Consider the following 14,035-nt stretch of genomic DNA (forward strand, 5'->3'; position numbering starts at 1 on the left):
GTATTTTCTTTGGTAAATGCCCAGCGGGGTAATATTAGCTTTCCGTTAGGCGGTCGATGCTTTTAACGGCTGTTATTTTACCCGCAGCTACGCCAACAAGCGCTACCCGGCACTGCCCGACAGAAGTAATTTTATCTGGCAACCCGGCTAACACTAAGGTAAAGCCTACAACGCAAATAAAAAGCAGTAAGAATAACTTCATAATTTTAGCCGTAAGGTTGGTTCGGGTGAACAATTATTAAGCGCCGCTGTTCCTTTTGCAATTTGTTTACTGTACAAAGGTGGGATATCTGGCCGCAGAAAACAATTTTTATTGGGTAAATGCCGGAATTTAATGGTTAAACCAACTTATTTTTAAGCTAAACTGCCTGAAATAAGCTTAGCTAACCGGCCCTACCGGCTTTTACACCACTCAGAAAGCCTTTTTGCCTATTGTTTTCTTGGGATAATGCGCTACAGTAGCCGGTACTTTTACCCGTAATTACCTGTTGCGGCATGCGTATGTTCCTGACACTAGCTCAGTATAATAATTTACGCTTGATCTTATAAAGAAAATACGCTTACTAATCTTTTTAAATTAATGCTTAAAAACAGCTTTGCGAAAAACTTTACGGTTAATTTAAATGGGTAAGAGCCTGGTAAACCAATATCCGGAATTTATCGCTGAGGTTACCGTAACTGTTGGGATATTTTTGAGTGTAGAGTAAAGCCACAATACCAGTTTTCGGATCGACCCAGTACGTAGTCCCAAAGATGCCGCTCCAATCAAAAGAACCTTCGCTCACGCCCAGTTTGGCCGCTCCTTTGGCGGTGGTAATACCAAAGCCCAGGCCAAATTTATTATCGCCCTGGTTTATATCGCCAATCTGGTTGGTGGTAATCAGGCGCACCGTAGCCGGACTTAATAAGCGCTTGCCATTGTATTCGCCGCCGTTCAGGAGCATCTGCAGGAAAATGGCGTAATCGTAAATGGTAGAAGATAAGCCGGCGCCACCCGAAAAGTAAGTACCCTTGGCTTTGGGAAAATCAGGACTCAGCCCGCCCCGCAGGGGCATTTTAAAAGTATTTTTAGCGGTGTCTTCGGTGTATAAAATGGCTAAACGGTTTTGTTTTTCAACGGGAAGGTAAAAGTAGGTGTCTTTCATGTCCAACGGCTCAAATAAGCGGGTCCGCAAAAACTGGTCAAGGGGTTGCCCCGATAGAACTTCAATTAAATAACCAATTACATCGGTGTTCAGGCCATAGGTAAAGCGTTCGCCGGGTTGGTGCATCAGGGGCAACGAGCCTAAGGCATTTATGGCATTGGCTAAACTAGCGTTGGGCACCCCAATACCACTGGTAACGTGGGCTTTGGCGTAAATAGCATTGGCTTCTTTGGTACCAATGCCGGCGTAACCAATACCCGAGGTATGGGTAAGCAATTGCCGGATAGTAATTTCGCGACGAGCCGGTACGGTTGTGTAGCTACTGTCTTTCTCGTTGAATTTATCCAGCACTTTGGCATTTCGGAAAGCCGGCAGGTATTTAGAAACAGGTTCATCGAGTAAAAATTTACCTTCTTCAAACAACAGCATGAGCCCGATACTGGTTATGGCTTTGGTCTGGGAAGCAATGCGCATAATGGCATCGCGCGGCAGGGGTGCTTTGGTATCGGTGTCGTTCAGGCCTACTGCTTTGTAGTAAATAATTTTGCCGTGGCGGGCAATTAAAGCAATGGCGCCCGGCACGTAATTCTTTCGGGTATATTCTTCTAAAACCAGGTCCAAGCGTTGTAACCGCTGGCTACTCATACCCACTGTTTCGGGTTTCGCTTCCTGCAGTACCGGGGTTTTGGTTTGTTGGGCAAACGTACATAAAAAGCAGCAGCAAAGTAACAGGGTTATACAGGCTTGGCGCATAGAATATTAGCCTAAATGGCTCAATTAATTGTTTTGCAATATCGATTGGAGGGCAAATATCCGGGCTTTAAAGTTGCTTTACGGGCATTTAACCAAACTAATTTGCATAGCGGGCTGGTTTGCAGCCATTTTTGTTTTTAATTACGGGTAGTCTTAAAAAGTAAAGCGCAGCAAAAGCCAGGTCGTTCGCTTACTTTTCCGGCCTCCCGCGATATTTAAAATTTCCCGGAGATACCGGCAACCCTATTTTGGCTAACTACTCTTAACATAGTACCTGACTTAAATAAGTATATACCTGGTTTTAAAATTAATAAATATCAGAAAGAAATTTAAAATATTCCTACTCTTTTTACCCCAACCCTCATACATAAAACGAATGGAAAAAACACCTTTAAAAAGGGGATTTAAAGCCCGAAGCTTAACTTTTATATTAGGAATAGCGCTGCTTTTAGGTGCCTGCTCCGAAGATCAGATAATACCCCGAACCCCGGCTACACCGCCGCCGCCACCCGCCGATATACCTACCGATCCGGGCAACCCGGTTACCGAACCAACACCCAACCAACCGCCTACTACTACCAACAAATTTGTGCAGCTTAAATGGTCGGAGATGGATTACCAACAGGTAAATTACAACGAAGCCGGTTTGGTAACGCATTACGTGAGCCAGTATAATTCAGTGCAAGGCAGTACTACGGTTAGTAATTTTACTTACGAATTCCACTACGATGCCAACCAACGCCTGGTAAAAGAAACCAGCAATATTTACGGCCCCGTTGATTTTTTTTATACCGGTAACCAGCTAACCAAAGCCATTGAAAATGATAAACTAAACCGGCCCCTAAAAGAATATCATTATTTATACCGCGCCGATAATAAATTAGAAGCCCGTGTAACTTATAAAGTAAATTTAGATAATTCTAAATACGAACACCTGAAAGAAGTATATAAATACGATGCCGCCGGCAACCTGGTACTGCTGGAAAATTATAGCTTTAATAAAGCTACAGGCCAGTTCGAGCTTTCGACCAGAATATTCTTTAGCCATTTCGACAGTAAAAAAGCGCCCATTCCGTTCCTGAATGTATTTCCGCATTTGCCGCAGGTAACCAGTTGGGTAAATAACGCGGGGGTAAAATATATTCAGGATAGAAATGGCAATGAATTGGTAGGCCGGGAACGCTACACCTATTTATACAACGCCAACGACTACCCGACCAGCCAAACCAGAGCGGTAAATATAGGCGAGGGTCGGCCAGATTATACGTACAGCGGTAATTATATTTATAACTTAAATTAAATATTACTGCCGTCGCATTATTACTTACTATTTTATTAAAAAAGCACACGCCCGTAATTAGCCGGCTTGTGCTTTTTTTATTTAAAATATTTATTAAAAATGCTGTATATATCGTAGCAGGTAGTTACATTCACTTAAAACAAAGTTGCCCGTAGTTTTTGTGTTCAGGTTATTTAGTTTATAACGGGCGCTGCTCCTAAATACAACACCATGACCATTAAAGAAACTATATTGCAAGAGGCGCTGACTGTTTTTCACCGGAAAGGGTTAGAAAACATTTCGGAAGCGGCTGTACGGGCAAGGTTTAATTTAGACCCCACTACTTTTCGGGATCTCTTCGGCAACTTAGCCGGACTGATTGAGGAAGTAGTCAGGTACGATTTGCAAGTACAGGTAGCAGAACAGGAACTTTTGCTGGCCCACTCGGCCAACGCGGTAGAGGCTATTATGCAATTGTTGCAAAACGGGATTAAGCAGGTAAATAAAGTAAACCCGGCCTATTATGTGCATTTACAACAGCAGTTCCCGGAGATTTGGCAAATTGCGCTTTATCATTTAGAAACTTATTCTAACCCCCAAATATATGGTATTATAAACCAGGGTATTCTGGAAGGAAATTTCCGGCGGGATATAAATTTAGAGTTGGTTACCAAAATAATAATAGAGCAGCTCCACATGTTACTCAACCCCGCCTTGTTTCCGCCCGACCGCTACAATTTAGCCGAGGTGTTCCGGAGTATATTTTTGTACTACTTGCGGGGCTTATGTACCGATGCCGGCGCCAGACTAGCCGAAAATTTCTTTGCCAACAACCAGCTATAAATAAATATTTAGATTGGCTGACTGATTACCGGTTTATGTAGCTTTTGGCATAAAAAAACCGGTGAAGGTTTGCAGTACTTCACCGGTTTTATAGATGTTAATAAAGTAAATTTAGTTTATCGATACCCTTACTTTTTGGGTAAACTCCCGCAGGGCGGTTTTAAAATCAGAATTATTGTCCTGCATGTGGTTCAGAATCCAAATGGCACCAAACACGTGGGTTAACTGCTCCCCTTCGTCAGAGCCTTCAATTTCAAATGCTGGTTGCTGCTCTTCAATCAATAACTCTTCGGCCTGGCGCAACGACTCAATGGTCTGACTCTCTACCAGTTTTTTTATAGCTGGAATTTTCATGTATTCGCTAGTTTAATTTATTTATCAAGTTTAAAACGGCTTCTTCTTTGCTGGCCGCTACGGTATCTACCAGCGTACCATTTTTAAATACCGCAAAAAAGGGCAGGTTGGTAACGCCGGCAGCTTTGCGGGCTTCCGGACTTACTTCGGCGTTCACGTCTACAAACGCGATATCCTGGTATTGCTCGTTGGCAGCCATACGTTTAAACTTAGGCGTAAATAAACGGCAGTTGCCGCACCAATCGGCGTAGTATTTAACTACAACTTTCTCGTTCTGAGAAAGAACCGTATTAAAATCAGAATCAGTTGCTTGAATAATAGCCATTGTTTATCTATTTTTATTATAAAAAATTATATAATAAAGATGTTTTGTTACAAATTGACGAACATTTTTACTTTGCGGTTGCAAAGATAAGCAAAACATTTTTTAAACAATTGTATTATTGCGTTTTAATCCTGCCTTGGAAACAGCTATCCTAAAGAAATACCGCCAGTAATATTTTAACCGCCAGGCAAATAGCATTTTTGTTGGGCAGGCCAGCTAAATAGAATATTTAACCACCCAATAAATAACCAAGCCAAACGAAACAGCGGCTTACCGTTCTTAAACTTTGCCCGAAATATTTAGTTTAGGTAGGCGGGCGCTGTAGAGGTATAATTAACGGGGGCGTAAACTTTTACGGCTTTGCAGCGAAAGCTGGTGCAGAATGGGTGCCCGTAAAAACTTTATCTGCCAATGGCCTATCTGGTCGTTGGTTTTAAAGCCAGTCAGGTGAAAAGCCGGATAAGCTTTTTTAAGCTCCGCCAGGTTAGCTGGCAACACTTCCTGGCCTACGGTGCCGTGGCAGCGCAGGCACAAAGCATCTTTTATAAATATAGGGCGCGTATATAATATTTCGGCGTTGCCAGTAACTTTTACCTGTCCGCTATCAGCAGCAGAGGGTAAGGTTTGGGCCTGGCGCGTTAAGGTGGCCTGGTAATGGCGGGCACCCGCCTGCACTTCGGGGTAGTTTTGGGGCGGATATTGCGCCAGCGCTGCCTTTATATTATCTTGGTTTAAAGCAGCAGTTAAACGTAACTGCCATAAACTATCGGCAACGGCTACCAGGCTATCGCCTAAGCGCAAAGCAGCCGCTTCTACCTGTTTGCCGGTAATACGTTTTACTTTGTGCAATTCTGATTTTACCTCCAGCTCTTTGCGCACAGCCAAAGGCTTAGGCCGGAAAAAAAGTAAGAATAGCAGCAACAAACTTATAAAAATGGCGCCCGCCCAGATAATTCGTCGCATAACACATTAGTTGAAAACAACGGCGCAAGTTATAAAGTGTGCCGCAGAAAATGGCTAAGTAGCCGGATTATTCACTTAAAATATCCTGTTTTATCGTAAGGCAACTAATACACAAACACAAATGTTATTTATTATCTTTGTAATTAAATTATATTTATTGAGCAATGTTAGATAAGTTAGAAGCGATAAAAGAGCGATTTGAAGATGTGAGTCAGCAACTCATAGCCCCCGATGCTATGAGCGATATGAAAAAATACAAGGCACTAAACAAAGAGTACAAAGACCTCGAAAAAATCGTAATCGAATATAAAAAATACCAAAACCTGCTTAGCAACATCGAAAACGCCAAGCAAGTTATTTCTACCGAAAAAGACGAAGAGTTCCGGGAAATGGCCAAAGAAGAACTCGACGAACTAATGCCGCAGCAGGAAGAAATGGAAGAACTGATTAAAAACCTGCTGATTCCAAAAGACCCCAACGATAGCAAAGATATTATTATTGAAATACGGGCGGGCGCCGGCGGCGACGAGGCTTCTATTTTTGCCGGCGATTTGCACCGCATGTACTCCCGCTTTGCCGAAAAACAAGGCTGGAAAATGGAATTAATTGATGCCCAGGAAGGTACCTCGGGTGGCTTTAAAGAAATTATCAGTAGTATTTCGGGCGAAGACGTGTACGGCAAAATGAAGTTTGAGTCGGGTGTGCACCGGGTACAGCGGGTACCCGCTACCGAAACCCAGGGCCGCATTCATACGTCAGTGGCCAGCGTAGTGGTACTGCCCGATGTTGAAGAATTTGATATTGAACTAAACATGAACGACATCCGGAAAGACCTTTTCTGTGCTTCCGGGCCCGGCGGACAGTCGGTAAACACGACTTACTCAGCCGTACGTTTAACCCACATTCCAACCGGTATTGTAGCCCAGTGCCAGGACCAGAAATCGCAGTTAAAAAACTTCGATAAAGCTTTAAAAGTACTGCGCTCGCGTATTTACGAAGTAGAGTTAGCGAAGAAAAACGAAGAAGAAGGTGCCCAGCGCAAGAGCATGGTAGGTGGCGGCGACCGTTCCGATAAAATCCGAACGTACAATTACCCGCAGGGCCGCGTTACCGACCACCGTATTGGTTATACCGTATACAACCTGCCCATTGTAATGGACGGTGCCATCGACGACTTTATTGAAGAATTAAGGATTGCCGAAAGCGCCGAAAAATTAAAAGAAGGCGTGGCGTAAATGAATGGGCTAATTTGCTGATTGGTTAATATGCTGATGCGTGATTGCTGCTTGGTGTTGGTTAATTATTGGATTATTAAGTAACCAGTAGATAATATTTTAAAACTAACCACTTACTGCTAACAGCTAATTACTAAGAGCAAAATGAATAACGGATATTTAGAAGAGTCGCTGCATGAGCTCGGCCTGATTACCCAAAAAGTTCAGGCCGAATTCGGTCGCCTTTCGGGGGAACAGCTTAACTGGAAACCAGCGGCCGATAGCTGGAGCATTGCCCAGTGCCTCGACCACTTAATCAAAGCCAATCAGCAATATTTCCCGATTTATGAAGAAGTAAGCCAAGGGAAAAAAAAGAAAACCATTTGGGAGCAACTGCCGCTTTTACCGCGTTTTTGGGGCCGCCTGATTAAGCAGGGTACCGATCCCGCTTCGCAAAAAAAGTTAAAAGCCCCCGCCATTTTTACCCCGGCAGCCAGTAACCTGCCCGCTACCATGGTTGCCGAATTTGCCCAGTACCAGCAACAGCTAACCAAATTAATTATCGCTACAGATAAGGTAAACCACGATAAAGTTATTGTAACTTCGCCGGTTAGTAAATTTATTACCTACAGCCTGAAAGATTGTGTTACCATTGGGGTTTTGCACGAAGAAAGGCACTTTCTGCAGGCCCGGCGTGTTTTGCATCAGGAAAGTTTCCCCGGCAGTTTCTTTTAAAGAAGTAAATGCCGGCTTTTAAAACAGAATAAATGGCTAAATACCTGCCTACTGCTTTTTTACTTTTTATGGGTTGGGTTTTGCTGGGTGCCTGCGAACCTACCGAAGAAGTAGTAACTACCAGCCCCAAAGCAAATCTACAACTATCTACCGATTCGCTTCTTTTTGATACCCTTTTTGTACAAACCGGCAGTGTAACCAAACGGGTGCAGGTATACAATTTCAATAAAAATGCCGTTAGCATAGACGAGATAAAACTGGGTAACCTGCAAAACTCGGCTTATCGGGTAATTATTAATGGGGTAGAAACGCCGGTAGCCCGCAATATCCGCATCCGGGGCAAAGATAGCTTACTCGTATTGGTTAAGGTTTTTATTCAGCCGGGTAACCGCAATACGCCTTTTCTGGTAAAAGATTCGCTTACATTTAGTTTAAACAACGCGGTACAAGACGTAAAATTGGTAGCCTATGGGCAAGATGCGCATTTTTACCGCAACCAGGAATTAGCGTGCAACAGTGTTTGGAAGGCCGATAAACCGCACGTGCTTTATGGTAATGTAACCGTAAAAGCCGGTTGTACGCTCACCATTGAGCCCGGCGCCCGCATTTACGCCAATAAAGGCGCTAGTTTGTATGTAGATGGCAGCTTACACGTAAACGGTACCGCCAAAGAGCGGGTAACTTTTGCCGGTTACCGCCAGGAGCCCTATTACGATAATATTCCGGGACAGTGGAGTGGCATCCGTTTTTTCACCAACAGCAAAAACAACCTTATCCAGTACGCCGATATCCGGAATGCCGAGGTAGGAATATGGGCGGGTAATCCCGACCGCAACCCGGCTACTTATGAAATAAAGCTGGCGCACTGCACCATCCGGAATATGTATACCACGGGTATTTTAAGCTATACGTCCGATATTCAGGCGGTAAATACCCTTATTACCAATTGCGGCCAGCACGCCGTAGCCGGCTTTGGCGGCGGTGCTTTCGATTTTCAGTATTGTACCATTGCCAACTACACCCCGGAGTTTAGGCGCGACACCCCTTCTTTTGCTTTTACCGACCGCATAACTCTGGACAACGGCCAGCATATTGATTATCCCATTAAAATAAATATGATAAATTCTATTGTGTGGGCAGGTTCGCGGAGCGGCCGCTTAACCGAAGAGTTGCTTTTCCGGAACGAAGGCAGTACCCGGCTGGATACTACGTTCCGGTATAATATTTTACAAACAGAGCTTTACAAGACCACGCTAAACAAAACGAATATTTTTAACCAGGACCCGCGTTTCCGGAATACCCCGGAAAGCCGTACCGGTTATACCTACGATTATCGCCTCGATACGCTTTCGGTGGCAAATGGCGCGGCCCGGCCTTTACCCCAGGTAAAATTAGATTTAAATGATGTTGCCCGCAACGACGAAAAACCAGATATTGGGGCGTACGAACGGCTGTTGCCTTAAATTTTTACTATGCACTGGTACCAGAAAACAATGCGTTTACCGGCTTTAAAGCGCGGCTTCCATTTAATTACCGATTTAATTGTGGCAGAATTGCCGGAGTTGGAAAATATTAAAGTAGGGTTGGCGCATATCTTTATCCGGCATACGTCGGCCAGCCTTACCATAAACGAAGACGCCGACCCTACCGTACGCCACGATTTTGAAAGCCACTTTAACAAAATGGTACCGGAAAATGCGCCTTATTACCGGCACAACTCCGAAGGCCCCGACGACATGCCCGCTCACTTAAAAGCTTCTTTGCTCGGCAGCTCGGTTACCGTACCCATTACCGACGGGCAGTTAAACTTAGGTACCTGGCAAGGTATTTACTTGTGTGAGCACCGCGACCACGCCACCCGGCGTTGGTTGGTTATTACTTTGCAGGGCAAATAAACTACGCCCGTTTAAGAATTTACGCTTAAATTTTATAATTTCGGATAGGTTTAGCCGGCAGCACGTTTGTTTTGCCCAACTTTTTAAGTAGTAATTATCTCCGGGAGCGAAGTTGGAGGCAGGTGGGAAGATTAAAAAATTCAGCCCAGCATGAAAAATTCAGGCAGCATCACCTTGCTTATTTTTATTTTGTTTTCTTTACTGATTATAGAAGCTTGTCAGAAAGAACGCACTAACCCCGAAGATTTATTACAGCAATGGCAGGTAGTAAGCATGCGGCGGCCCAACAGCACTTTGCAGCAGTACCCAGTTAATCCGTATATTCTTCAGTTAAAAAAGAACCAGCGTTTTACGCTTAAGCTTGATGTGAACAATTGTGAAGGCGATTACACCGTGAGCCAGCCCGGCCAGATAAAAATAACCCGGATGTCTTACACCGAAATCTGCTGCGACTCCGATATGGCCCAGGAACTGGCATCGCTTTTCCACCACGTAAGTACCTACCATATTCAGGCCGATGTACTAACGTTAAAAGGACTAGGCGAAATAAAACTTAAAAAGGTTAAGTAAATATTACCTTATTTGTTCCTGCAATACCATTAGTTTGCGGGTAACCACACGCCCATCTTTCAGAATAATTTTACCCATGTAAATGCCGCCGGCTAAACCTTTTAAATCAAACTGGAGAATAGGGCTGGTTGGTTTAACCGTCAGAATTATTTGCCCTACGGTATTTACTAAATAAACTTTTTCTACTTCGTAATCGGCGGGCAGCTCCAGGGTAACTAAATTGCCCGGTGCCGGATTCGGGTAAAAACGCGGCTCGCCGTAGGTTACATAAATATACTTGTTTTTAATTTTGGTGTCGGTAATTGCACCATTACTTACCGTTAGGGATACGGTATGGCGGCCCGGGTTAGCAAAATAAACTACCGGGTTTTGCAGATCAGAGGTGGCCGGCGAGCCGCCTTCAAATGTCCACTGCCATTTGGTAGCCCGTATACCAATAGAATTATCGGTAAAAGCCACCGAAGAGCCCGTTACAATAATTGAATCGTTGGCACTAAAATCGGCGCGGAGCGGAAAGGCGCATACTACCGCCGATAATAATCCGGGACGGGCAGCATTAACAATGGCTTGCATGTAAGCAGCTTGCCCTTGCGTAAACAGGGTCATACAGGCATCATCGGTATAATCCATAAAATTTTGGTACATATCGCCGCCTTCTGCCGCATTGTTGCACGATGTTACTACGCCTGTGGGACAACCGGCATTAGAATCGTCCTGGTTAGGTGTATCGGCAATGCTGTCAGTGTCGTTGCAGCCACTATCCTGCGTACCCCAGATATGCTCTAAGCCTAACCAATGGCCAATTTCGTGAGTAGCGGTGCGACCCTGGTTAAAAGCCGATGCATACGGATTAGCCGGAAATTTGCCGACCGCCTGGTACATTAAAACTACGCCATCGTAGGCCGGCAACTCGCCCGGGAATTGCGCATAACCCAAATAATTATCCCGTAAATTACAAATCCAGATGTTCAGATACTTACCATTGGCCCAGGCATTTTTACCGCCAAACGCCGAAAATTTCATGTAATCGTTTGTAGAGAAACTCACGGAATCGGTATAAGTACGGGTAATGCCGGTGGTTGGCTGCCCCGCCGGATCTACGGTAGCCAGGCAGAACTGAATGCCCGTATCGGCTGCTAGTCTTTTAAAAGCCGGTAAGGTCTTGGCCGTATCGGCATTGCGCCGACGATAATCCTGGTTTAATACCTCTAGTTGCGAAAGGATTTGTTCCTGCGAAATATTTTCTTGCGACGTATGATAGAGCACGTGAAAAACAACCGGAATTTGAATAACCGGCTGATTAACCCTGGCCCGGCCGGCAACCTGCAGGTAGTCGGCGGCGGCTTTTTTTACCCGCTCCAGCCGTTGCCCGCCCGCCGGATCACGCTGCTTTATTTTTTGGGTAACTGCCTCTGTGGCACAAGTCCGGGAAGCCGGTAAAGACGTAATTTGCGCTTTAGCTGTAAAACATGTAAAGAGCAGTAGCAGACAGAGAGTAGTAAAGGTTTTGGCCATGCGCTGCTAATTAGTTCAGAAATGGGGAATCTTTAAATATTATATCAATCAAAAATAAGGCAATATTCACTTAACTGATAATAATACCAAAATATAAGCGATTAATTAAACAAACGGAACTCCGTAATTTTAATTATAATCTGGCTGGCTTATTTTATCCAGTAAACCCCAGCCATTTAAAACCACTACGTTTAGCGGTATGCTAATTGGGTAGTAATTACGTAGCGCAAGGGTTTAAACACAATGGGTTGTTGTAAGCCCTGAATCTGGTAAGCGGTAAGGCGCTGCTTGCCATTCTGGGTTTGATATTGTAGTTCTAACTCACGGCGGCTGGTAAGTAAAAAGTTTTTGTTTTCCTGCAAACCCCGGATAATACTTACCTGGCCCTGGGCATTGGTGTAAACGCTTAAGTATACAATAGTGCCATCGGTGCCGGGCTTTTTCCGGTAAGTGGTTTGGGTTAACCCTGTAGCAGGATCGTTCTGACGAACGGTGGTATAAGCATTCCGGAAAGCGGGTTTGTTTAAGTCCAGTTCCTGAAACACTTCCAGTTCGTCGGCCCAATCTACCTTATCAATCTTTTTGGTTTCGGCGTTGCTACCGGCCTCGGTTACTTTTTTGGTAACCACCGGATTTTGGTTTTTTAATTGGCTAATCTGCTCCTGTACAAAACCGGCCACATTAAAATATTGGCCGGCAGTTTGGGCTTGCTTTTCTTTGGGCGCGGGCGGGCCACTGCAGCCGTACAGCAAGCAGAGCCCCCCCGTCCAAAGTAAATATAGGTGCCAGTTTTTTTTCAAAATATAATCTTAGAGTAAAGGGGTGCCGGTCATGTCGGCGGGTTGGCTAATGCCCATCAAAGCTAATATAGTTGGGGCCAAATCGCCTAATTTACCACTTTTAAGTGGCCCTTTAAACGTATTATCAGCCAGAATAAAAGGCACCAAATTGGTTGTGTGGGCGGTATTAGGTGTGCCGTCAGGGTTTACCATCATATCGGCGTTGCCGTGGTCGGCAATTACAATACAAGCGTAATCGTTCTGAAGGGCCGTGGTTACTACAGCTTCGGCGCAGGTATCTACGGTTTCGCAGGCTTTAACAGCGGCCTCAAATACCCCGGTGTGGCCCACCATATCTGGGTTGGCAAAGTTCAGGCAAATAAAATCGGCGGAACGGTTTTGCAGTTCCGGGATAATGGCGTCCCGTATTTCAAAGGCACTCATTTCTGGTTTCAGGTCGTAAGTAGCTACTTTGGGCGAGGCACACAAAATGCGTTTTTCGCCTTCAAAAGTATTTTCGCGGCCACCCGAGAAAAAGAACGTTACGTGCGGGTACTTTTCGGTTTCGGCAATCCGGATTTGGGTACGGCCGGCATTGGCTACTACTTCGCCCAGGGTATTGTTTAGGTTATCTTTATCAAAAATGGATTTTACACCCACAAAGGCATCGTCGTAATTAGTAAGCGTAACGTAGTAGAGTGGCAGCTTGTGCATGTTCTGCTCCGGAAAATCGCGTTGGGTTAAAGCTTGGGTAATTTCGCGGCCCCGGTCGGTTCGGAAGTTAAAGCAAATAACTACATCGTCGGGCTGGATGGTAGCCAGCGGCTGACCATTGCTATCTACGGCCACAATGGGCTGAATAAATTCATCGGTTACGCCTGCTGCGTACGAAGCTTGTACGGCATTTATAATATCCTGCGCCGGTGCGCCGGTGCCGTTTACGAGCAAGTCGTACGCTAATTTAACGCGTTCCCAGCGGTTATCGCGGTCCATGGCGTAATACCGGCCAATAACCGAAGCAATCTGGCCACCGGTTTCGTCTAAATGGGCCTGCAGGTTATGTAAATATTGCATACCGCCTTTGGGGTCGGTATCGCGGCCATCGGTAAATGCGTGCACAAATACCTGTTTAACGCCTTTGTTGGCGGCAATAGAACATAAAGCCTTTAAGTGCTCAATATGCGAATGCACCCCGCCATCTGACACCAAGCCCATAAAATGCACTTTTTTATGTTGCTCCTTCGCGTACTGCAAGGCTTCTACCAGCACCGGCATTTCGCTAAGGGTCTGATCCCGGATAGATTTATTTATTTTAACCAGATCCTGGTAAACAACCCGGCCGGCCCCAATATTCATGTGGCCTACTTCGGAGTTTCCCATCTGCCCTTCGGGCAAACCTACAGCTTCGCCGGAAGCCTGTAGCGTGGCGTGCGGGTAATTTTTAAATAATGAATCAATAAAAGGCGTATTAGCCTGATCAATAGCCGATACGGTCGGATTGGTGGCAATTCCCCATCCGTCTAAAATAAGTAGAATAACTTTCTTCTCCATGGTGCAAATATAGGCAACCTTGGTAAAATCTGTAATTAATTCTTACCTTGTGGGGCCACATAAAAATTAAAACTTAATTAGTTAAGGATGTTGGGGCTTGGCATAGTTTTGGCT

The 14,035-nt window shown here is 44.9% G+C and carries 15 protein-coding genes; 7 read left to right on the forward strand and 8 right to left on the reverse strand.

The window, feature by feature from the left end:
* Positions 1-34: 34 nt before the first annotated feature.
* Entirely contained in the window at positions 35-202 is a 168-nt protein-coding gene (locus ACO1R6_RS18750; protein WP_486266600.1) for a hypothetical protein, read from the reverse strand.
* 412 nt (positions 203-614) lie between these two features.
* Positions 615-1,898, reverse strand: coding sequence for a serine hydrolase domain-containing protein (locus tag ACO1R6_RS18755; protein ID WP_486266601.1), 1,284 nt, complete (start codon positions 1,896-1,898; stop codon positions 615-617).
* 376 nt (positions 1,899-2,274) lie between these two features.
* Between ACO1R6_RS18755 and ACO1R6_RS18760 the strand changes: the two genes are divergently transcribed.
* Both ACO1R6_RS18760 and ACO1R6_RS18765 read left to right on the forward strand, forming a co-directional pair.
* Positions 2,275-3,198: a hypothetical protein gene (locus ACO1R6_RS18760; RefSeq protein ID WP_486266603.1), complete on the forward strand. Its 924-nt coding sequence runs from the start codon at positions 2,275-2,277 to the stop codon at positions 3,196-3,198.
* Between the two features lie 210 nt (positions 3,199-3,408).
* Positions 3,409-4,020 carry a TetR/AcrR family transcriptional regulator gene (locus tag ACO1R6_RS18765; RefSeq protein WP_486266604.1) on the forward strand — a complete coding sequence of 204 codons (612 nt, stop codon included), beginning with the start codon at positions 3,409-3,411 and terminating at the stop codon, positions 4,018-4,020.
* A 111-nt stretch (positions 4,021-4,131) separates the two neighbouring features.
* Here ACO1R6_RS18765 and ACO1R6_RS18770 read toward each other — a convergent pair whose 3' ends face one another.
* The 3 genes from ACO1R6_RS18770 to ACO1R6_RS18780 all read right to left on the reverse strand — a co-directional run bounded on the left by ACO1R6_RS18770 (position 4,132) and on the right by ACO1R6_RS18780 (position 5,662).
* Positions 4,132-4,374: a DUF6952 family protein gene (locus tag ACO1R6_RS18770; RefSeq protein WP_486266606.1), complete on the reverse strand. Its 243-nt coding sequence runs from the start codon at positions 4,372-4,374 to the stop codon at positions 4,132-4,134.
* A gap of 7 nt (positions 4,375-4,381) precedes the next feature.
* Positions 4,382-4,699, reverse strand: a complete 318-nt coding sequence (locus ACO1R6_RS18775) for a thioredoxin family protein (RefSeq protein ID WP_486266607.1) — start codon at positions 4,697-4,699, stop codon at positions 4,382-4,384.
* 333 nt (positions 4,700-5,032) lie between these two features.
* Positions 5,033-5,662 (reverse strand): c-type heme family protein, encoded by a 630-nt coding sequence (locus tag ACO1R6_RS18780; RefSeq protein ID WP_486266608.1) that lies wholly within the window; start codon positions 5,660-5,662, stop codon positions 5,033-5,035.
* Positions 5,663-5,826: 164 nt separating this feature from the next.
* On the opposite strand from ACO1R6_RS18780, the gene prfA reads away from it, so the two are divergent.
* The 5 genes from prfA (at position 5,827) to ACO1R6_RS18805 (ending at position 10,076) form a co-directional block, all read left to right on the forward strand.
* On the forward strand, positions 5,827-6,897 hold the full coding sequence (gene prfA / locus ACO1R6_RS18785; protein WP_486266609.1) for a peptide chain release factor 1: 1,071 nt from the start codon (positions 5,827-5,829) through the stop codon (positions 6,895-6,897).
* Between the two features lie 144 nt (positions 6,898-7,041).
* Positions 7,042-7,611, forward strand: coding sequence for a DinB family protein (locus ACO1R6_RS18790; RefSeq protein WP_486266610.1), 570 nt, complete (start codon positions 7,042-7,044; stop codon positions 7,609-7,611).
* Between the two features lie 32 nt (positions 7,612-7,643).
* Positions 7,644-9,074, forward strand: a complete 1,431-nt coding sequence (locus ACO1R6_RS18795) for a right-handed parallel beta-helix repeat-containing protein (protein WP_486266611.1) — start codon at positions 7,644-7,646, stop codon at positions 9,072-9,074.
* 9 nt (positions 9,075-9,083) lie between these two features.
* Positions 9,084-9,506 (forward strand): secondary thiamine-phosphate synthase enzyme YjbQ, encoded by a 423-nt coding sequence (locus tag ACO1R6_RS18800; RefSeq protein ID WP_486266612.1) that lies wholly within the window; start codon positions 9,084-9,086, stop codon positions 9,504-9,506.
* Positions 9,507-9,656: 150 nt separating this feature from the next.
* Positions 9,657-10,076 (forward strand): META domain-containing protein, encoded by a 420-nt coding sequence (locus ACO1R6_RS18805; protein ID WP_486266613.1) that lies wholly within the window; start codon positions 9,657-9,659, stop codon positions 10,074-10,076.
* Positions 10,077-10,079: 3 nt separating this feature from the next.
* Here the strand turns inward: ACO1R6_RS18805 and ACO1R6_RS18810 are convergent, their stop codons facing one another.
* The 3 genes from ACO1R6_RS18810 to gpmI form a co-directional block, all read right to left on the reverse strand.
* Positions 10,080-11,591: a M43 family zinc metalloprotease gene (locus ACO1R6_RS18810; RefSeq protein ID WP_486266614.1), complete on the reverse strand. Its 1,512-nt coding sequence runs from the start codon at positions 11,589-11,591 to the stop codon at positions 10,080-10,082.
* A gap of 191 nt (positions 11,592-11,782) precedes the next feature.
* Positions 11,783-12,391 carry a hypothetical protein gene (locus ACO1R6_RS18815; protein ID WP_486266615.1) on the reverse strand — a complete coding sequence of 203 codons (609 nt, stop codon included), beginning with the start codon at positions 12,389-12,391 and terminating at the stop codon, positions 11,783-11,785.
* Between the two features lie 9 nt (positions 12,392-12,400).
* Entirely contained in the window at positions 12,401-13,921 is a 1,521-nt protein-coding gene (gene gpmI / locus ACO1R6_RS18820) for a 2,3-bisphosphoglycerate-independent phosphoglycerate mutase (protein WP_486266616.1), read from the reverse strand.
* Positions 13,922-14,035 lie beyond the last annotated feature (114 nt).

It is taken from the genome of Adhaeribacter sp. (assembly GCF_057359045.1).

Bases quoted from the DNA above. Each gene is read 5' to 3' on its own strand.
- ACO1R6_RS18750 (WP_486266600.1), bottom strand. From the start codon at position 202: ATGAAGTTATTCTTACTGCTTTTTATTTGCGTTGTAGGCTTTACCTTA.
- ACO1R6_RS18755 (WP_486266601.1), bottom strand. From the start codon at position 1,898: ATGCGCCAAGCCTGTATAACCCTGTTACTTTGCTGCTGCTTTTTATGT.
- ACO1R6_RS18760 (WP_486266603.1), top strand. From the start codon at position 2,275: ATGGAAAAAACACCTTTAAAAAGGGGATTTAAAGCCCGAAGCTTAACT.
- ACO1R6_RS18765 (WP_486266604.1), top strand. From the start codon at position 3,409: ATGACCATTAAAGAAACTATATTGCAAGAGGCGCTGACTGTTTTTCAC.
- ACO1R6_RS18770 (WP_486266606.1), bottom strand. From the start codon at position 4,374: ATGAAAATTCCAGCTATAAAAAAACTGGTAGAGAGTCAGACCATTGAG.
- ACO1R6_RS18775 (WP_486266607.1), bottom strand. From the start codon at position 4,699: ATGGCTATTATTCAAGCAACTGATTCTGATTTTAATACGGTTCTTTCT.
- ACO1R6_RS18780 (WP_486266608.1), bottom strand. From the start codon at position 5,662: ATGCGACGAATTATCTGGGCGGGCGCCATTTTTATAAGTTTGTTGCTG.
- prfA (WP_486266609.1), top strand. From the start codon at position 5,827: ATGTTAGATAAGTTAGAAGCGATAAAAGAGCGATTTGAAGATGTGAGT.
- ACO1R6_RS18790 (WP_486266610.1), top strand. From the start codon at position 7,042: ATGAATAACGGATATTTAGAAGAGTCGCTGCATGAGCTCGGCCTGATT.
- ACO1R6_RS18795 (WP_486266611.1), top strand. From the start codon at position 7,644: ATGGCTAAATACCTGCCTACTGCTTTTTTACTTTTTATGGGTTGGGTT.
- ACO1R6_RS18800 (WP_486266612.1), top strand. From the start codon at position 9,084: ATGCACTGGTACCAGAAAACAATGCGTTTACCGGCTTTAAAGCGCGGC.
- ACO1R6_RS18805 (WP_486266613.1), top strand. From the start codon at position 9,657: ATGAAAAATTCAGGCAGCATCACCTTGCTTATTTTTATTTTGTTTTCT.
- ACO1R6_RS18810 (WP_486266614.1), bottom strand. From the start codon at position 11,591: ATGGCCAAAACCTTTACTACTCTCTGTCTGCTACTGCTCTTTACATGT.
- gpmI (WP_486266616.1), bottom strand. From the start codon at position 13,921: ATGGAGAAGAAAGTTATTCTACTTATTTTAGACGGATGGGGAATTGCC.